At 46.0% G+C, this 18,220-nt stretch carries 18 protein-coding genes; 8 read left to right on the top strand and 10 right to left on the bottom strand.

Going from position 1 to position 18,220, the window contains the following annotated elements:
• Positions 1–2,471 (bottom strand): retention module-containing protein (locus tag QMA41_RS22100; protein WP_281630638.1); only part of this gene is annotated, 2,471 nt, incomplete at its 3' end.
• Positions 2,472–2,821: 350 nt separating this feature from the next.
• On the opposite strand from QMA41_RS22100, the gene QMA41_RS22095 reads away from it, so the two are divergent.
• A complete protein-coding gene (locus QMA41_RS22095) occupies positions 2,822–4,411 on the top strand; it encodes an EAL domain-containing protein (protein ID WP_281630637.1) in 1,590 nt (529 codons plus the stop codon).
• 47 nt (positions 4,412–4,458) lie between these two features.
• Here the strand turns inward: QMA41_RS22095 and QMA41_RS22090 are convergent, their stop codons facing one another.
• The gene (locus QMA41_RS22090; RefSeq protein ID WP_038157571.1) at positions 4,459–5,367 is read right to left on the bottom strand and encodes an aldo/keto reductase family oxidoreductase; all 909 of its coding nucleotides are present in this window, start codon (positions 5,365–5,367) and stop codon (positions 4,459–4,461) included.
• Between the two features lie 95 nt (positions 5,368–5,462).
• On the opposite strand from QMA41_RS22090, the gene QMA41_RS22085 reads away from it, so the two are divergent.
• Entirely contained in the window at positions 5,463–5,861 is a 399-nt protein-coding gene (locus tag QMA41_RS22085; protein WP_031343192.1) for a helix-turn-helix transcriptional regulator, read from the top strand.
• A 130-nt stretch (positions 5,862–5,991) separates the two neighbouring features.
• Positions 5,992–8,049 (top strand): alpha-amylase, encoded by a 2,058-nt coding sequence (locus QMA41_RS22080; RefSeq protein ID WP_281630636.1) that lies wholly within the window; start codon positions 5,992–5,994, stop codon positions 8,047–8,049.
• A gap of 46 nt (positions 8,050–8,095) precedes the next feature.
• Here QMA41_RS22080 and QMA41_RS22075 read toward each other — a convergent pair whose 3' ends face one another.
• Together QMA41_RS22075 and aroG are read right to left on the bottom strand one after the other, a co-directional pair.
• Positions 8,096–8,335 carry a hypothetical protein gene (locus tag QMA41_RS22075; RefSeq protein ID WP_231115564.1) on the bottom strand — a complete coding sequence of 80 codons (240 nt, stop codon included), beginning with the start codon at positions 8,333–8,335 and terminating at the stop codon, positions 8,096–8,098.
• 202 nt (positions 8,336–8,537) lie between these two features.
• Positions 8,538–9,590, bottom strand: a complete 1,053-nt coding sequence (gene aroG / locus QMA41_RS22070; protein ID WP_006960398.1) for a 3-deoxy-7-phosphoheptulonate synthase AroG — start codon at positions 9,588–9,590, stop codon at positions 8,538–8,540.
• 307 nt (positions 9,591–9,897) lie between these two features.
• On the opposite strand from aroG, the gene QMA41_RS22065 reads away from it, so the two are divergent.
• From QMA41_RS22065 to QMA41_RS22050, 4 genes are read left to right on the top strand one after another with little or no spacing between them, the layout of a single operon-like run.
• A complete protein-coding gene (locus QMA41_RS22065) occupies positions 9,898–10,617 on the top strand; it encodes an amino acid ABC transporter ATP-binding protein (protein ID WP_281630635.1) in 720 nt (239 codons plus the stop codon).
• Entirely contained in the window at positions 10,614–11,411 is a 798-nt protein-coding gene (locus tag QMA41_RS22060; protein ID WP_281630634.1) for an amino acid ABC transporter permease, read from the top strand. Before QMA41_RS22065 ends, QMA41_RS22060 begins: the two co-directional genes overlap by 4 nt.
• Before the next feature lie 42 nt (positions 11,412–11,453).
• Positions 11,454–12,263, top strand: coding sequence for a transporter substrate-binding domain-containing protein (locus tag QMA41_RS22055; RefSeq protein WP_031343191.1), 810 nt, complete (start codon positions 11,454–11,456; stop codon positions 12,261–12,263).
• A 56-nt stretch (positions 12,264–12,319) separates the two neighbouring features.
• The gene (locus QMA41_RS22050; RefSeq protein WP_281630633.1) at positions 12,320–13,234 is read left to right on the top strand and encodes an amino acid ABC transporter permease; all 915 of its coding nucleotides are present in this window, start codon (positions 12,320–12,322) and stop codon (positions 13,232–13,234) included.
• Positions 13,235–13,247: 13 nt separating this feature from the next.
• On the opposite strand, the gene cyoE is transcribed toward QMA41_RS22050, so the two are convergent.
• From cyoE to QMA41_RS22030, 4 genes are read right to left on the bottom strand one after another with little or no spacing between them, the layout of a single operon-like run.
• Entirely contained in the window at positions 13,248–14,144 is an 897-nt protein-coding gene (cyoE, locus tag QMA41_RS22045; protein ID WP_281630632.1) for a heme o synthase, read from the bottom strand.
• Positions 14,141–15,175, bottom strand: a complete 1,035-nt coding sequence (locus QMA41_RS22040; RefSeq protein ID WP_281630631.1) for a COX15/CtaA family protein — start codon at positions 15,173–15,175, stop codon at positions 14,141–14,143. The genes cyoE and QMA41_RS22040 overlap by 4 nt, the downstream gene beginning before the upstream one ends.
• Positions 15,176–15,196: 21 nt before the next feature.
• Positions 15,197–15,745 carry a hypothetical protein gene (locus QMA41_RS22035; RefSeq protein ID WP_038157550.1) on the bottom strand — a complete coding sequence of 183 codons (549 nt, stop codon included), beginning with the start codon at positions 15,743–15,745 and terminating at the stop codon, positions 15,197–15,199.
• A complete protein-coding gene (locus QMA41_RS22030) occupies positions 15,738–16,487 on the bottom strand; it encodes an SURF1 family protein (RefSeq protein WP_281630630.1) in 750 nt (249 codons plus the stop codon). Before QMA41_RS22030 ends, QMA41_RS22035 begins: the two co-directional genes overlap by 8 nt.
• Here QMA41_RS22030 and QMA41_RS22025 point away from each other — a divergent pair.
• Positions 16,477–16,716: a DUF2909 domain-containing protein gene (locus tag QMA41_RS22025; RefSeq protein WP_006960389.1), complete on the top strand. Its 240-nt coding sequence runs from the start codon at positions 16,477–16,479 to the stop codon at positions 16,714–16,716. The two genes, QMA41_RS22030 and QMA41_RS22025, sit on opposite strands and share 11 nt — an antisense overlap.
• Before the next feature lie 12 nt (positions 16,717–16,728).
• Here the strand turns inward: QMA41_RS22025 and QMA41_RS22020 are convergent, their stop codons facing one another.
• Both QMA41_RS22020 and QMA41_RS22015 read right to left on the bottom strand, forming a co-directional pair.
• A complete protein-coding gene (locus QMA41_RS22020) occupies positions 16,729–17,613 on the bottom strand; it encodes a cytochrome c oxidase subunit 3 (protein ID WP_006960388.1) in 885 nt (294 codons plus the stop codon).
• Positions 17,610–18,212 (bottom strand): cytochrome c oxidase assembly protein, encoded by a 603-nt coding sequence (locus tag QMA41_RS22015; protein ID WP_281630629.1) that lies wholly within the window; start codon positions 18,210–18,212, stop codon positions 17,610–17,612. Before QMA41_RS22015 ends, QMA41_RS22020 begins: the two co-directional genes overlap by 4 nt.
• Between the last annotated feature and the right edge of the window lie 8 nt (positions 18,213–18,220).

Raw genomic sequence — 18,220 nt, 5'->3', positions numbered from 1 at the left:
TCAAGCTTGTAGCTCACGACCTTATCCGCCCCTTCAAGCGTGGTAAAGTCTCCGTCTTGGCTCACACGTGTCGCGTCCGGGCTGGTGCCACTGGCTAAGTCATTCTCATTGAGGATTAACGCCTCAGCATGGGTTATCGAAGGAGCATCATCGACAATATTGACAGAAATATTTTGGGCAGCCGTATCACCATCATTATCTTTAGCAATAACCGCGAAATTCAATGTTTGATCATCAGCATTGGCAGCATGATCAATCGGTCCTTTCAACTCAAATGAGTAGGTGCCATCTCCTTTTATCGTCAGAACAAATACATCCTGAGCAGACGTTGAAGCGGTATAGGTATAAGTATTTGTTGCGCTGTCATAGGTTTCACTCAGTGATACCGCCAAGCCATCGGACTTCAAACCTGCTACTGGATTAGAGTTCGTATCGAGTCGGTATTCAACTACCGTATCTGCACCTTCAGTTACAGTAAACTGACCGTTTGCCGTCAAAGAAGCCGCGTCTGGTGAGGAACCTGAAGCGAGGTCATCTTCGTCAAGAGACAAAGCGTCAGCGCCGCTAATCGTCGGTGCATCGTCTTTCACTTGGATGAGAATCTTGCCTGCTTCCTCGGAACCCGTACCGCCCGCTAATTCAGAACGGTCACCATCCGCATCAACCGCGTAAACTGGGAGTTCAATCGTCAATGACTCATCGTTCGCACCTAAATGATCAAGCTGTTCAAACAACGTGAACTCATAATCACCTTGCGCAGGTGAATCCACCTTAATTTCGAACACTGTGACACGGCTGCCGTTGAGAACAATCACACCTTCGTAAGTTCGAACACCGTTCTCATTAGCCGTTAGCTCAAGGGTGACCTGCTGCCCCTGTGAAGTCAGTGAACCATCGGTATTAAATTCGCTAGGCTCCAACTCAAAGTGATCGATAATATCGCTGCCTGCGGTGGCTGTAATAGAACCACTACCCGAAACCACAGCAGTGCCAACTTGCGAACCACCAGCAACACCTGATTCATCAAGACTCAACCCATCAACATTAGTAATAACAGGGTTGTCGCCGTCAGTAATCTCAATATTAAGGTCATTGGTTACCGTGTCCTGGTCGTAATCTACGATAGTGGTAGGCAGCGAAAGAGAAATCGTATCAGAGCCATTGTGCTCCAAAGGCTTAAACTGCTGGTACTCATACTGCCCCTGCGTATCAACGCTAACCGTCAGTACAGTATCTCCTGAACCATCAGCCGTTAATGTTATTGTTGTCCCGTCATCTGACAGCGTTGCCGTTGTGGATTGATTGTCACTGAGTAAGCCATCAAACTGCTGAAGTGCAGAACTGTCAAACGTTACTGAGGCCAGTGCATCACTGCCAATTTCAACGAATTCGCCTTGGATTAACGTTGAATCAGATTCGACGTTCTGAACATTCGTCGCTTGAGGTGTTGGATTAACGCCATCGCCAATTGAAACCTGAGCATCGATAGGAGCTCGAATAGCGTTACCACCTGAATCAGCACCAGTGATATCAAAGCTGACTGAAATCTGATCATCGCTGATTGCAACTTGTCCACCACCAACAGAATCTACATGATCAATAGGCTGGCTTACTGTTGTGGTCAGCTCAAGGCTGACATCTTTGCCGACCAGAGTCGTATCAATATCAATGCGCAACACTTCACCTTGAGCGTTGACACCGATAATAGCGTTCTCGGCCGAATCATAAGTAAACGTAACGGCTTCGCCTGAAGATGTGATATCAGAATTGAGTTCAGCCAATAAGCTAGCGAGTGAAGCAGGTTCAGGGACAAAACTATCCGCATCTAAAGGAAGGTCACCAGCAAAGACGGTGACGGTTGCTGTTTCTGACTGGGGGTAAGTACCTGCTGATAGAGAGCCTTCAACAAGCGCTTCTGAGATGCTTTCACCACCAGCAGCAAATACTAACGTTCTTATCTCATCTTCTGTCTCTTCTGCATTGTCTTGTGCTTGCGCAGATGTTTCGAAGAAAGTGCTTGCTAACACTTCGGTGCCATTGTATTCGATGGTCACAAAGCCGCCATTAGCAGAACCAGCACCACCTGCGCCGGCAGCAGTTGCTTCTAGAATTTGAGTCGGGTCAGCACCTTCTAAAATGGCGCCTTGGATCGCCGCGATGTCATCTTCACTTAAAGCACCGTCGCCAATCTGGGTAAAATCAAATCCAATGTCACCGTTAACTTGCGCAGAGTGCCAAGCGTTTCCATCAACATTCTCTAATTCTAAAGAAATGCTATTTTCGTCAACAATTGAAGGAATGCCACTAGCACTCAACACCACGGAGGCATTACGAGCGGTGATCATAATTTCATTCGACTGGATAGTCTCGCCTTGAATGACTTTTCTCGCAGCACCATCTGGCTTCACGGCAATAACATCACCATTTACCTCTTCAACGATGCGAGCCTGGCGTACAATTTCGACTTCCATACTTATCCCCTCAATCTGACTAAGCAAGTCAACAACAATTAAGAATTTTAATAATATTCAACAAGCGTATTGGCGACAAAAATATCAAAATTTGTACGTGATTCCAGTGCTTATTTCCGCAATATGGCCGTTGTTCGCTATTAGAGTAAGTATAGACCTAATTGCACACTGTCACCCTTTAGCTAACTGCATGATATTCAACAGTTAACTCATGCTCGCCGCCAAAAGTCTCACAAGTGAGAAAACAGATTAAAAAATACGTTAAACGCCAAAATAAGGCTATGAAAAACATCATCTTTGATAGATAACTCTTAAAGTAAAGAAAATACTATACGGACATTGATGTCTTCATGAATTACAAAATTCAGCGTTACTTGGCTAATGGAAGAGAAGTTTTTGCGCATTTACCCAATTTATTTCCCATAGCGGGCATATTTGGGGCAGTATTTATCGTGTCGTTTATTTGGAACTACCATCAAACGAGAGAACAGGCCGTTCTCGACGGCAACCACTCTGTGACCACGTTGGAAAATTATATCGACCGAGTAGCCAGCGAATTAATCGTCCTAAAGAAGAATGTGAGCGCTTCGTGTAGCGCAGAAGACAAACTCGCCCTTCGTGCTCATATGTTCCACTCTGATATGATTAAAGAGATTGGCTTATATCAAGGCTCCCATGTTTACTGCACCAGTAACGAAGGACCAACCAGTATCCGCTTATTTTCTTCTGTGTTGCAACGCATTTCAGAGTCATCAAATAACATCACCATTTCGCTGACCAAATCAAAAAGCAAACTCAATTCATTTTTCATTTATGTCTCTTCCGATGACGGAACAGGTATTAACGCGCTGCTTCCACCTAATCAGTTTCTGCAACAAACGTCTTCTCTGTTAGACAATCAACACTATGGGTATCAGATTCAAGTTCTCAGCCGCAGTATTCAGGGACAACATCAGATTTCTGAATATATGACCACGCCTTTCAACTTCTCATCACAACTCTATCCGTTGTCGGTCAAAATCCAGCTTGATACCGCCGCCTATCTTCACCACTACCAACAAAACATTTGGCAGGTCGTGTTGTTCGCTTTCGCCTTGTCACTGATTTATATTCTGCTGCGCCATCACACTCTTGTCAGGCATTCGATCGAATTCTGTTTGAATAAAGCCATTAGCGAGCGTCAGATCGAACTGTATTTGCAACCGATTGTGGATATCGAAACACGCAATGTGGTCGGTAGTGAAGCCTTGCTGCGTTGGAATCACCCGCTGAAAGGCCGCATTTCTCCTGAAATATTTATTCCACTCGCAGAGAAGTTGGATCTCATTGATGATTTGACTCGCCACACCTTTCAATCGGTGACAGAGTTTCTAACACAGAATGGCCATAACCTGGGTAATCATTACATTAGTATAAACTTAAGCCGTACATCATTACTCAAGCCTGACTTCATGGCTTTTCTACAGTCTTACGCCAAAGAAAACCCAGCTTACGTGCAGCACATTCTAATAGAGGTGACGGAAAACCTTGATTTCCCTGTCGATCAACTTAAAGACGCTCTCAGTTCTTTGCAACGTATAAGCCAGCTTGGATTTGAAGTCGCTGTGGATGATTTTGGTACCGGATATTCCGGGTTAAATTTGATAAGACAGCACAAGTTTAATGTGATGAAAATAGATAAGGTTTTCATTAACAGCTTAGGCGCAGACACTCATATTAAACCTGTTATTCAGTCTATGGTGAGCTTAGCAAAAGAACTGAACATGAAGGTTATTGCTGAGGGTGTAGAAAACGAACTTCAGATCAGCCAGTTGAATGAGCTTGGCGTCCGCTACATCCAAGGTTTTTACTATTCGAGGCCGATAAAGCCGGAGGCACTTGTCGAATATACGGTCACACCGTTTAGTGTTCGTTTTGCCAATCGTTCTATCTGTTACTAAAAAGGAGCCAGCTAAGCTGGCTCCTTTTTGTCGTCCTTTTGAATGGCCTATGGCACACCATGACCTTTAGAGGCTACCCAAACGCGATACCATTGCTCACGAGTGAGCTCAATGTCCATCGCTTCAACAGCGCTTTTCACGCGTTCAATTTTTCCTGAACCAATAATAGGCAGAGGTCGCGATGGCAGCCTATTTACCCATGCGTAGATGACTTGATCAATACTCTGCGCACCTACTTCACATCGGATTGCTTCTAGCTCATCACGAACACGTTGTGCCTGCTCGGTTGCACCAGTAAAGATGCTTCCACCGCCGAGACAAGACCACGCCATTGGTCGCACGCGCTTCATTTGAAGCTGATCTAACGTACCATCATGGGCAACTTCAAAATTCAATGGATTGATTTCAACCTGGTTAGTAACGAGCGGTTTGGCCACACGAGATTGTAGAAGATCAAACTGACTTGGAGTGAAGTTAGACACGCCAAAGTGCTTCACTTTGCCAACTTTGTGTAATTCATTAAACGCATCAGCCACTTCATCCGCATCCATCAGTACATCAGGTCTATGGATAAGCAAGACATCAATTTGCTCGATGTTCAGACGTGCAAGCGAATTGTTAACAGATTCATAAATATGCCCCGCACTGGTGTCATAATGGTTCACCTTGCGTTGAGGAAATTTGTCGGTACAAAGCTTAATATCACACTTAGTGACGATCTCGATTTCATCACGGACGGCAGGATCTAACTTTAGCGCTTCACCAAATAGAGCTTCACATTCGTAATTGCCGTAGATATCGGCATGGTCTACTGTTGTAACACCTAACTCAATATGTTGCTTGAGAAACGATAATCTTTGCTGAGGCGTCATACCCCATTCTGCAAGGCGCCAGTAACCCTGAACCAGTTGAGAAAACTCCGGGCCTTGCGGCGCAATTGTGACTTTAGACACCATCACTTACCTCCTAATAAAAACTGCCTTTACAGTATTCTTGTTTAATTCAATGCTCAACGTATACTGACAACAAATTCGAACCAGAGTACGAAAAATTGAGTTTCTCCGAACGGCTAAAACAATTGATTGGTGAGGAGTCGGTTTCTGGTTTTGCTCGCCGAGTAGAACTTTCAGAAGCCCTGATTCGCAAATACCTCAACGGGAGTGAACCGAGTTTGTCCAAAGCTAATCAGATAGCCATGAAAGCCAACTGTTCACTTGAATGGCTGGCTACTGGCTGCGGGTATCTATATAGACAAGCTGAAGTGGTCGACATGGACGCCTATATAATGGCCTATCGACACGTCCATGGCTTTGAACCAAAAGACCACGAACAACACCGCCATGTCATTGCAGGCTATCAATATCTACGAGGCCACAAGAAAGCCGATGGCTACCTAGATGAATCTGCCATGGTGCAATTTTTAAACCTCCAGATAAAGACACAACGCTGAAACTGTCATTCGTATAACATAAAGGATGACTGCTGTGATTTTGAGCAAATTTTGGGGCGTAGATTAGGGGAATGATGTCAGCTTAAGGAAATCGGTTTAACCTTGTTTAAAAAACAATCAAGGAATGAACGTGAAGCAAACACATGTATCTCTTGCTGCGCTGACTGCACTAATCAGTTCGGCAAGTATAGCCGCGCCGACTCTCACCATTTCAACTACCACCACAAGTCGGGATTTCCCTTTAAGCACATCGGATCCATTGGTCCTGCCACTCAAAAAAGAAACTTATCAAGTTAATATATCTGGGATTGATGGTACATGCCCATCAGTAGCAGAACAGAAAGTTAAGTTTCGTAAGCCACTGAGCCTCAATTGCAGCAGCGACACTGAATTATCGGTCAAAATTCGCTTCAGTGGTGATTACTCATTTGCCTACGATGAGGGCCAAAACACGATCACGATAGCTCGAGAAGCTAAGAAAATGGCAGCCAAGAAGTTTACCCGCCCTATCCCTGATGTCGTTTGCGAGCAATACAAAGGTGGAGAAGTGACACTTTCTTTAGGTGACACCTTCAGTGACGGCACTCAGCTCAGAGAGGCATTTTCAAATCAACTCGTTACCGTGCAAAACAACCAAGTAAGATTAACCCCCTCCCCGAACAGTGGTGGACTTGTTCTACTTGAACAGGCCGACGCCAGCGCCTCCTCTGCGCAATTCGACTATCGAAACGCCAATATCTATTTCGCCATGGTGGATCGATTCAACAACGGAGATACATCCAATGACCACAGCTATGGCCGAAAGAAAGATGGCAAACAAGAGATCGGCACCTTTCATGGAGGGGATCTTAAAGGACTAACCGAAAAGCTCGACTATATTCAAAGCCTTGGCACTGACGTGATCTGGCTTTCTCCTATCGTAGAGCAAGTCCACGGCTTTGTCGGTGGTGGAGAGAAAGGCAGTTTTCCATTCTATAGCTACCACGGTTACTGGACTCGTGATTTCACCAAAATCGATCAGAACTTTGGTAATGAAGAGGATCTAAAGCAGCTGGTCACAGAGGTGCACAAACGCGGTATGCGTATCTTCCTTGACGCCGTGGTCAATCATTCAGGTTACTCGACACTGGCAGACTTACAGTTCGACAACATAAACGTTGTTAACACCGAAAATATGCCCGATAAATGGCAAGACTGGGCACCCAAATCAGGGCAGAACTGGCATAGCTTTAATGATTCCGTTGATTACACGAGTTCTAACTGGCATCAGTGGTGGGGTAAAGACTGGGTTCGTGCAGGTCTGCCAGGCTACAGCAAACCCGGCTCAAGCGACATCACCATGACACTAGCCGGCTTACCTGATTTTTTGACCGAGTCTGAGCAGCACGTTACGCCACCAGAATGGTTACTCAACAATCCAGGAACCCGCGTTCAAGCGCGTGAGAGCTACACCGTATCTGACTACCTCATCGAGTGGCAAACCGACTGGGTCAAGCGATTTGGTGTTGATGGCTTTCGAGTTGATACCGTTAAACACGTTGAAGGAGATGTGTGGAAACGGTTGAAAAGCGAGGCAACAAAGAGCCTTGAGCAATGGCGTGTCAATAATAATCAGACTGGGCAACCTTTCTGGATGATGGGTGAAGTCTGGGGACATTCGGCTTACCGTTCACCTTATGCTGACCAAGGTTTCGATGCGCTAATCAACTTTGATATGCAGAAGAAGCTCGACAAAGGTGCCGCTTGCCTGAGCCAAATGCAGGAAACCTATCAAAACTACGCCGATTCAATGCAAGAAACGCCAGATTTTACCCCTGTCAGCTACATGTCTTCACACGACACAGAACTGTTTTTCAGCCGCTTCAACTCGTTTGAGATGCAGCGTAACGCCGCCAACGCTTTATTACTTAGCCCCGGCGCTGTTCAGGTTTACTACGGTGATGAAGTGGGACGAGATTTAGGCCCCTATGCTGATGACTTCCATCAAGGCACTCGCTCTGACATGCTGTGGGAGCTAAGTAAAGAGCGCCAACAACTTCTCAAACACTGGCAAACGTTAGGCCAGTTCCGTCAATCCCATCCTGCAATAGGAGCTGGTGTACACAAAGAAATTGGCAACAATTCAGCCTATGTTTTCTCTCGGAGTTTGGAAGGCGACACGGTTGTTGTAGGTTTCGTTGGTAAATAAATATACAAGGGCTCTCTACCGAGAGCCCTTGTTCAAATTAGTCAGATTAAGGTTCGTAGTTTGGATTCATTAATGAATACCGGTATTGCTGATCTTTCTGTCCTTCCGCTGCAATATAAAGTAAGAACAGTCCTGTATGACCGATGCCACACTTGAGATCGCAAGGGACCTCATAATCTAGCTTCAAAGCTGGTGGAGGCGATGTACTATCGATCTTTACATCAATCGGGTCTTGGTTCATCTCATTGCGCGAGTCATCGTACTTGGGCAGAGTGTAAATAAACAAATCACTCTCGTTTTGGGCCGCATGAGTCCATGGGGATAAAGCCAAGCATAGTATGACAGTCCAGATAATCTTTGACGTTCGCTTCATGAATCATTGGGGTCGATAAGTTTGATTTCCATAATATATTAAACAGTGTTCAATTAAACCCCTAAAACGAAAAAAGCTCCCGACTTGGGAGCTTTTCTTACAAATAAGAAATAGGTTATTTGTTACGACGCGCTTCTACAGCATCGGCTAACTGACGAAGAACCTTTTCAGTATCTTCCCAACCAATACACGCATCAGTGATAGACTGACCGTAAGTTGGAGCTTGACCATCAACAAGATCTTGACGACCTTCAACAAGATGCGACTCAATCATTACACCAAAAATAGCATCTTCACCTGCAGAAATTTGACCCGCTACATCTTCCGAAACCAACATCTGGCGCTGGTACTGCTTCGAGCTGTTAGCATGGCTAAAGTCGATCATCACCTTTTGAGGCAGACCTGATGCTTCAAGTTCAGATTTAATAGCACCAACATGTTCAGCGCTGTAGTTAGGCTCTTTACCACCACGTAGGATGATGTGACAGTCTGGGTTACCAGCAGTTTCAACGATTGCAGAGTGACCGTACTTCGTGACTGACAAGAAGTGGTGAGAAGCACTCGCACTGCGGATTGCATCTGATGCAATTTTGATGTTGCCATCAGTGCCGTTTTTGAAGCCGACTGGGCAAGAGATACCAGAAGCCAGCTCACGGTGTACCTGAGACTCAGTAGTACGTGCGCCGATAGCACCCCAGCTGATTAAGTCTGCAACGTACTGCGGAGTGATCATATCAAGGAATTCACTTGCCGTTGGTAGGCCAAGATCAGTTAGATCCAGCAGCAACTTACGACCCATGCGCAAACCGTCGTTGATCTTAAACGTGTCATTCAGGTATGGGTCGTTAATCAGACCTTTCCAACCCACAGTTGTACGTGGCTTCTCAAAGTAAACTCGCATCACGACTTCTAGGCGGTCACCCAGCTCATCACGCAATACTTTCAAACGCTTACCGTATTCGATTGCTGCTTCAGGATCGTGAATAGAACAAGGACCAACGATAACCAGCAGACGGTCATCATCGCCGTTTAAAATCTTAGATATTGCTTCACGAGAGCGAAAAGTCGTTGAAGACGCAGTTTCAGTCGCCGGAAACTTCTCTAAAACAGCTACTGGCGGTAATAATTCTTTTACTTTGCTAATTCGTACATCATCAGTCTGGAACATTGCTTACGTCTTCCTATTTCTCTTGGCTTGAACACTGCACCAAAAATTAGTGGTGCATAAATGCTCTATTTTGTTTTTCATCTTCCCTGTAACTTATCTATCAAAAACGATGCTTGCAACCATTTTTTGAACCAAAAGGCAATATTTCTTCTATTTTTACATTTTACACCGTATGTAAAATTTAACTTACATACGATAAAGAGTGAGCAATATCAGGCTTTCTAGCTCTATTTGAACCGCATGAGATGCAATATCTCTTTGATATTGTTAAGGTAGAAATACAAATAAATGCATATAAAGAATCGGCATGAGCGCCATCGATTTTACACACGTCAGCAAGTGGTACGGCCATTTTCAGGCACTGAAGAATATTAGCCTCTCAGTACAAAAAGGGGAGAGGTTAGTCGTTTGTGGCCCCTCTGGTTCTGGAAAATCGACCTTAATTCGAACCGTCAACGGGTTGGAAACCATCTCAAAAGGCAGTATTCAGGTGCTCGGCCAGCCTTTGTCCTCTGTCTCACCGGGAAAAGTCGGCATGGTTTTTCAGCATTTTAATCTTTTTCCTCACTTAACCGTATTAGAAAACCTGACGCTGGCACCGATGCGCACATTGAAGCAATCGAAACAACAAGCCATCGATACAGCCATGCACTTTCTAGATCGCGTCAACATCACGGAGCAGGCAAGCAAATATCCCGTTCAATTGTCTGGCGGGCAGCAGCAGCGTGTCGCCATTGCACGCTCTTTGTGTATGAAGCCCGAGATTTTGTTGTTTGACGAGCCAACCTCTGCTTTGGATCCTGAGACCATCAAAGAGGTTTTGGAAGTGATGACAGATTTAGCCACAGATGGCATGACGATGGTTTGCGTAACACATGAAATGGGCTTTGCCAGAAAGGTGGCCGATAGAGTGATATTTATGGATCAAGGAGAAATACTCGAAATGGCTACTCCTGAGCAATTATTTAGTGCGCCGCAACACCCTAGAACACAACAGTTTCTGGAGCAAATCCTGAGCCACCAATGATTAGCCGAATTTTAAAGCCCGTTTTATCCGCCTTCGCTCAAATCCTAATACTAGGTTTAGGGCTGTTGTGGCTGCTGGATTCGGGTGCGAAAGCAATAGATTACCAATGGCAATGGCACCGAGTACCTGACTATATCGCCTTCTATGAAGATGGTGAGTGGTGGCCTGCTGAACTGCTCGAAGGCTTGTGGGTCACTATCAAGATATCGGCATGGAGCCTATTGTTTACTCTGCTGATTGGAATGCTGACGGCTTTGCTTAAGCTTTCTCAGTCTGTTGTAGGCCGAACCATCGCAAATACTTATATTGAGCTGATTCGCAATACGCCGCTTCTGGTTCAGATATACCTTTTATATTTCGTCTTTGGGCCTGTGATCGGCCTTGATAGATTCGCGACTGCGATTTTGGCGCTCTCACTTTTCCAGGGTGCCTACACCGCTGAGATTTTTCGTGGAGGCCTAAACAGCATCCCTAAAGGTCAGTTTGAGGCTGCTCGCTCCCTTGGGCTAAGCCCTTTCTCTACCTACTACGACGTTATCTTCCCGCAGTTACTGCAAAGAACGTTACCGCCTTTGACCAATGAAGTGGTTTCTCTGGTTAAGAATTCATCAATTGTCAGCGTAATGGCCATATTCGACCTGACGACAGAAGGAAGAAACATTGTTTCAGAAACCGCTATGCCATTTGAAATTTGGTTTAGCGTGGCAGCGATATATCTTTTGCTCACACTGTCACTCTCGGGAATCTCCGCTTGGCTAGAACACAAACTTGGCGCCCAATGGCGTGCTCAATAATAAGGAAATCAAATGAAACACTTAGGACAAAAGATTCGTTCGTTGAGAGCTTTCAAGCAAGCGATTACCGCTTTGCTTGGGCTAGCAGTAGCGCTACCAACACTTGCCAGTGAAACCCCAAATTTGGATAAGATTAACGAGCGCGGCACCTTACGCGTCGGAATGTCGACCTTTGTCCCATGGGCAATGCGCGACAAGCAAGGGGATTTAATTGGCTTCGAAATCGATGTAGCTGAACGTCTTGCCGCGGATTCTGGCTGGAAAGTCGAATTTGTACCCACCGCTTGGGATGGCATTATTCCAGCGCTTCTGGCGAAAAAATTTGATGTCATTATTGGCGGCATGAGCGTGACTCCCGAACGCTCTAAGAGTGTCTTATTTACCACTCCTTATTCACACTCTGGTGTTCAGGTGGCTGCCAATAAAGAACTGGCTTCAGGCTTTTCTGAAATGAGCGATTTCAATTCTCGACGCGTTAAAATCGCTGCACGCCGTGGCGCCTTCACGGTACAAGTCGCTCGAGAGGCTTTTCCGAAAGCTAAGATTCTTCAGTTCGACGATGATGCTCAAGCATTTCAGGAAGTCCTCAATGGTAACGCTCACGCTGTGATTGCTTCTAGCCCTAAACCTGAACATGAAGCTGTGAAGAATGCCGACAAACTGTTTATCCCGTTTAATGAGCGCCTGTCTAAGGGCAACGAGGCTTTCGCCGTTCGTCTTGGTGAAAGCGACAAACAAGCCTTCTTCGACCAGTGGATACAAGCCCGTACCGAGGATGGCTGGCTTGAGCAAAGATACGAGTACTGGTTCGCGACGCTCGACTGGCAGCAGCAAGTTGCAACGGGCCAATAACCACGTTTCTTAAACCCAGAATGATTGATGAGACATAAAGATTAGCAGGACGTTAGGTGAATAAATCGAATTTACTGACCGCCAGCCAGGACAGAAAACCCAGCTGGAACTTCAATAAACTTGATGTAGTTTTATTGCTTGTTTTAGCTGGATTTGGGTTCTGGCTTTACCAACGTGCTTCTATCGGAGTGAATTACACTTGGCGATGGAGCGAAGTATTCACGCTGATCTTTACTTCACGCTCTGATGGGTCGTTGCCCTACTTCATTCAGGGTGTGATCTCGACATTACGGCTCAGTGTTTGGGGAATGCTACTGGCACTAACCTTGGGAACACTCATTGGTGTAGCTAGGCATTCTTCCATTTACGTATTTCGTTCACTGGCCAATGTGTATATCCAGTTAATCCGAAATATTCCCCCGCTGGTCTTTGTGTTTATCTTCTACTTTTTTATCTCAAATCAGCTCATTCCCGCTATCGGGTTGGAAGGAATTCTAAGGGAGTACTCCAGAGAGGCGAATGCGTTGCAGTCGATGTTGTTCGGGCCTAAGTCCCTATGGGAAAATCTACTGTCTGGCGTACTTTGTGTCGGGATCCTTTCCTCTTCCTATGTGGCTGAAATAGTACGTTCAGGTTTGGCTGGAATAGCAAAAGGACAATGGGAAGCGGCAGACGCATTAGGGCTCTCCACTTGGGCTAAGTACCGCTTGGTAATTGCCCCTCAGGTATTAGCCGCAATTACTCCTGCACTTGCCGGACAAGCCATCTCACTGGTCAAAGATACCTCGATTGTGTCACTGATTTCGATTCAAGAAATGACTTTCGTTGGCACAGAGATGGCAAATTCCTCCGGCCTTATCTTTGAAATTTGGCTAATTGTAGGCGCTACTTACCTAATATTTTGCCTGACGCTTTCTACCTTGTTTAAAAGGCTTGAGCGCCACTCCTTGAAACATAAAGCAAATGGCTAGACAGGTACTTCTCTCAAATCAAATAATGCTCGGCTAATAGTGCTGAAAATAGCAACATCAGATGCCAAATAGAGAACTTAAATGTTTTGATGGCTTGCTTCTCGTCAGTACCAAATTTCAACTTCCAAGCGTGATAGACAAACAACGCAGACAGTATTGTTACTGAGGCTAAGTAGAAGACTCCTGCCATCCCAACCAACACAGGGAATAGGCAAACGATAAGTAATAATACAGTGTAAAGCAGTATTGATGTTTTTGTATATTCCTCACCGTGCGTGACAGGCAGCATTGGTATATCGGCTTTGGCATAATCCTCTTTGCGATGAATCGCTAATGCCCAAAAATGCGGAGGGGTCCATATAAAGATAATCATCACAAGCAGCCAGGCATTGGCATGCATTTCACCTGTGACAGCCGTCCAACCAAGTAACGGCGGCATCGCACCAGCAATCCCCGCAATGACGATATTTTGTGGCGTAGCGCGCTTTAAGTACATGGTGTAGATAACGGCATAGCCCAGCAAACTGGCAAAAGTCAGCCAAGCCGTCAACGCATTCACCCAGACATACAAGACCACAAATCCAGCGAGTCCAATTCCAGCGGCAAACGCAAACACATTGCGCACATTGAGTTCACCCGACGGTAGAGGTCGCTTGTATGTTCGAGCCATAACCGCATCAATTCGTCTGTCAATCAGGTGGTTAAATGCTGCAGCAGAGCCTGCCATCAAAGCAATCCCCAACATACCAAGAGTTGATTGTTGAACAGGTAGCGATCCTGGCACCGCTAAGCACATTCCGACCAGAGCGGTAAGCAGCATTAAAGCAACCACCTTCGGCTTAGTCAGAGTGAGGTAGGTTCGCCATAACGATCGGTCTTGTTCAGAAATGTGACTGATAGAATTACTCATCGCGAACTCTCCTTACGAAAAAATCGAGTGGAATGGGCATTAGCAGTGACTTTCTGTCGCAGCAGATAATTGACATGGAGGACTGAAAGCAGCAACAAAGCAGCGACTAGGTTATGCGCAACCGCCACCACAAGAGGTAAGCTAAGTAAGACATTAGCAATACCTAAACTGATTTGTAGAATTAGCAACACACCCACTTTGAAAGCGGCACTTGTTAGCTTAGGGTTTCTGGCACAGAGCAACGCACAAAGTAAACTGATGGACAACAGAGCCACCAGCACAGCACCGAATCGGTGCGTCACATGAATCGTCATGCGAGCGCCATAGTCTAACGTGCCAAACTCGTAGGTTTCCTGCTTGGGTTGTATCAACTGAAAAGCGCGGTCAAAATCCAGATGCCCCGTCCAGTTCCCTTCACATACTGGTAAACTTGTACACATTAGGGCAGCGTAGTTGGACGACGTCCAGCCGCCCAAGGCTATTTGAATAACAACAAAACACAAAGTGACAGGCGCAAGAAACTTTAACCAACCTGATACATGAGGGACGGCTTCAATGGGTGACTTTCGATCAAGTAGCCGCCAATACAGAAGCGCAAGTAAACAAAATAGCGTAAACCCACCAAGAAGGTGCCCCATCACCACCAGTGGCATCAATTTCATGGTTACCGTCCACATACCCAAGAGCGCCTGAAAAACCACCACTAAAGAGATGACAATCGGTAAGCCATAAGGCAACGACTTCTCTTTAATCACTCGAAATGAAATAGCAAACACCAATAAACCCAGCGTGCCCGCAAAATAACGGTGGATCATTTCCAGCCAAGCTTTATTCGCTTCAACAGTGAGCTCTGGATACAAGGATTTTGCCAGTGCGATTTCTTGTTGATCGCTAGGTACGGTCAACTGGCCATAACATCCCGGCCAATCGGGACATCCTAGTCCAGCGTCAGCCAGTCGAGTATAGGCACCAAGCATGATGACGATGAACGTCAATACGAGACTTAGGCGAACTAAATTGGTCAATCCCATAACCAAACTCCTTCCCTGCTGTTAGCCTACTCTTGATAACTTAAGTAGTTTCCTTAAGTCCGCTAGTACATCTTTGCTTTGGCGAACCAAATCGTCTTGTGATTCCACTTTGGGATAACGCATCACCAATTGGCCCAATGGGTCGACAATGACGTACTCAAAGTCAGACACAACCTGGTGGAAGGCTTGATTCACTTTGATGGCTTCAAACCCACCCTTTTCCAATACCGATGTATCACTGAGCTCAGAGACAAGCAGCACAGGCGCGACGCGGCTCTGATATTTACCCAGCGCTAAATGACTTTGACCCAGCAAGTACACCTGCTTAAGGCAGAATTCATCACATTGCTGCGGAATCAAATACCCCAACTGCCATTGCTCGCTTGCATAAGGATTGCTGATTCCAAGCCCATCAAAGCTTTGTTTTGGTTCAATCAATTGGCCTTTGTTTGTCACGCCAGACTCATACCAATGATTGGCGAGAAATGTCTTGGCAATGACTGCGGGCAAAGCAAACATTAGTACCAAGGCAACCAGAATGATTCTGCCTCTTGTAACTGGATTAGCCATCCTGACCTCCTTGTTTTAATGCTCTGATAAAAACCCAGCCACTCAACATCACTAGAGCCGCGGCCATACTAAACCACTGAACGGCATATCCTGTGTGTTTAGCAGACCCCAGCGGGACAGGTTTCCAAGGCTGTCCATAGGGCCAATCTGACGTACGGGGCTGTAAAATGTATGGCTCTATTGGGTGCTGCCAATATTGTTCAAGTTCAGCAATATTGAGATTTTGAATTCGATGCGGAACACCCGGCTCAATATACAGCTCATCACTCAGCGGGTTCGAAGAGCGCTGGTAAACTCTCGCGTCTGATTTTAGTGGGCTGTTCAGCCAATCAACGTTGGGCAGGGTATCTCGTTGACCCTGTGAAGGAATAAAACCACGCTCCACCAAAACCGCGCTATCAACCCCAAACTCCATAAGCTGATAAGCCAAATAACCAACCTCACCTTGATAGGTTTGATTATCTAGCAATAGGTACTTTCCCTCGATAGGCCTTAGTTCAGCGGTAACCCGAATGCCTGTAAGGTAGCGGGTCTCGGTAACGTTTAGCTGAGTAACATCGATTGCAGGGGCCTGTTCTCTTACATCCAGAAACCGCTCCATTTGCTGCTTTTCTTCGGCTCTCGATAGTTGCCACAAGCCTAAGTTGACCAAAATAGAAAAGGCAACCACAGTTAATAACAGACCAACCCAAAACGAGTACGACTTCATCTGAACTGATAAGGAAGACTTTATGGTATTCATCTTCAAATCGCTGTTGGTAGTGTTACTACTGTTTATCATCGTAAACCTCGCAAGAGCGATGCTCGAAATGGTGAAAGGGCCTCAACCTGAAAGTGATGAGGAGCCTCGCCAAGATAAGCCTATGAGTTATTACCTTGGCCGACGGGTGTTCCTCTCTGCACTCGCCGTTGTGTTATTGATCGCCGCCCTTCTTACAGGTTTTATTGAACCTAATGTCCGCCCTTACTAAGGGCGCACACACCTACAGCACATAAACAAAGACAAACAGACATAGCCAAACCACATCGACAAAGTGCCAGTACCAGCTGCCTGCCTGAAACGCGAAGTGATCCTTAGGAGTAAAATGATCTTTTGCCACACGGGCGAGCAGTATGATTAGGAATGTCGTCCCTAAGAAAACGTGCATGCCGTGGAAGCCAGTCAATAAGAAGAAAGTGTTGCCATATATTCCGGATTGCAGAGTAAGATTCAGGTCCTGATAGGCATGGGCATACTCAACACCTTGGTAATAAAGGAAAAAACCAGCCAGAACAATCGTAATTTCTAGCCATACAATGAGCGCCATACGTTTGTTCTGCTCAAGACTCGTATGGGCCATATGCAAAGTAATAGAGGAAGTTAGAAGAATCAGGGTGTTAATCAACGGAATTCCCTGCCATCCCATCGCTGTCGTTGTGACACCATCGGGGGTGGTCGTCAGCGGCCAAAGTGCTTCAAACGCGGGCCACAAAACCTCATGAGTCATCGCATTATTGCTCGCGCCACCCAACCAAGGCACTGAGATCATGCGCGCATAAAACAGTGCTCCGAAAAAGGCACCAAAGAACATCACTTCAGAGAAGATAAACCAGCTCATCCCTTGCCTAAAAGAGCGCGAGATTTGCTCAGAATACTTACCTGTCATCGACTCGGTAATCACATTGCTAAACCAACCCGCAAACATGTAGAGCAGGAACAGGAATCCAGCCAGAAGAATCAACTTACCGAAGATACTGCCTTCTCCACCTTCGGCCATGTTTTGCACCGTGATCCCCGCGCCAACCGCGATAAGAAACAGCGCAACCGCTCCGACAATTGGCCAGCTGCTTTGAGCGGGAACATAATATGATTGATGTTTTGAACTCATGGCTTAGCTCCTTGCTGTGTGAGGTCGCCACTCGGTTCCATTCGTGCTACTTCAACGGGTTGTGGAACCTTATCCGTAATGTCGTAGAGGGTATACGACAGCGTTAATGTATGAATCGAATCCGGAATATCTGGCTCAATGTAGAAGATCAAAGGCATCTCGGCCGTCGCCAGGCTTTCCAGTGGTTGGTGATTAAAGCAGAAACATTCAATTTTGTTGAAATATGACGCGCCCATACCCGGTGATACCGAAGGGACGGCTTGACCGATAGTAGCTATGGATGACTGGTTTGTTGCTACGTAGGCCGTCTGAATCACTTCTCCGGGATGCACATCCATTGACTGTTGCTTAGGTTCAAACAACCAAGACATACCCTGATTTCTGTGTGCCATAAACTCAACTCGAATAAGACGTGATGTGTCAGGAACCATACCCTGTGGCTGTAGCGCAGACTCAGTATTTGTTTTTCCGTTGATTCCTAAAGCCTCGCACATCACGTCATATAACGGGACAAGCGCAAAACCAAAGCCAAACATCGCCACCACTGCTGCCAGCAGCTTTAAGGTTAATCTGTTATTGGATTGCTGTTGTCCATCCATAGCGCATC

This window comes from Vibrio sp. St2 (assembly GCF_947311885.1).
In the GTDB taxonomy this organism is placed as follows: domain Bacteria; phylum Pseudomonadota; class Gammaproteobacteria; order Enterobacterales; family Vibrionaceae; genus Vibrio; species Vibrio coralliilyticus.
The sequence above is the reverse complement of the archived record's forward strand: the minus strand, read 5'-3'. Positions and strand labels throughout refer to the sequence as shown.

Excerpts from the sequence above, each read along its gene's own strand:
- QMA41_RS22060 (WP_281630634.1), top strand. The coding sequence starts at position 10,614 with ATGATTAGCCGAATTTTAAAGCCCGTTTTATCCGCCTTCGCTCAAATC.
- QMA41_RS22015 (WP_281630629.1), bottom strand. The coding sequence starts at position 18,212 with ATGGATGGACAACAGCAATCCAATAACAGATTAACCTTAAAGCTGCTG.
- QMA41_RS22020 (WP_006960388.1), bottom strand. The coding sequence starts at position 17,613 with ATGAGTTCAAAACATCAATCATATTATGTTCCCGCTCAAAGCAGCTGG.
- cyoE (WP_281630632.1), bottom strand. The coding sequence starts at position 14,144 with ATGAGTAATTCTATCAGTCACATTTCTGAACAAGACCGATCGTTATGG.
- QMA41_RS22040 (WP_281630631.1), bottom strand. The coding sequence starts at position 15,175 with ATGGGATTGACCAATTTAGTTCGCCTAAGTCTCGTATTGACGTTCATC.
- QMA41_RS22035 (WP_038157550.1), bottom strand. The coding sequence starts at position 15,745 with ATGGCTAATCCAGTTACAAGAGGCAGAATCATTCTGGTTGCCTTGGTA.
- QMA41_RS22095 (WP_281630637.1), top strand. The coding sequence starts at position 2,822 with ATGAATTACAAAATTCAGCGTTACTTGGCTAATGGAAGAGAAGTTTTT.
- QMA41_RS22090 (WP_038157571.1), bottom strand. The coding sequence starts at position 5,367 with ATGGTGTCTAAAGTCACAATTGCGCCGCAAGGCCCGGAGTTTTCTCAA.
- QMA41_RS22065 (WP_281630635.1), top strand. The coding sequence starts at position 9,898 with ATGAGCGCCATCGATTTTACACACGTCAGCAAGTGGTACGGCCATTTT.
- QMA41_RS22030 (WP_281630630.1), bottom strand. The coding sequence starts at position 16,487 with ATGAATACCATAAAGTCTTCCTTATCAGTTCAGATGAAGTCGTACTCG.
- aroG (WP_006960398.1), bottom strand. The coding sequence starts at position 9,590 with ATGTTCCAGACTGATGATGTACGAATTAGCAAAGTAAAAGAATTATTA.
- QMA41_RS22025 (WP_006960389.1), top strand. The coding sequence starts at position 16,477 with ATGGTATTCATCTTCAAATCGCTGTTGGTAGTGTTACTACTGTTTATC.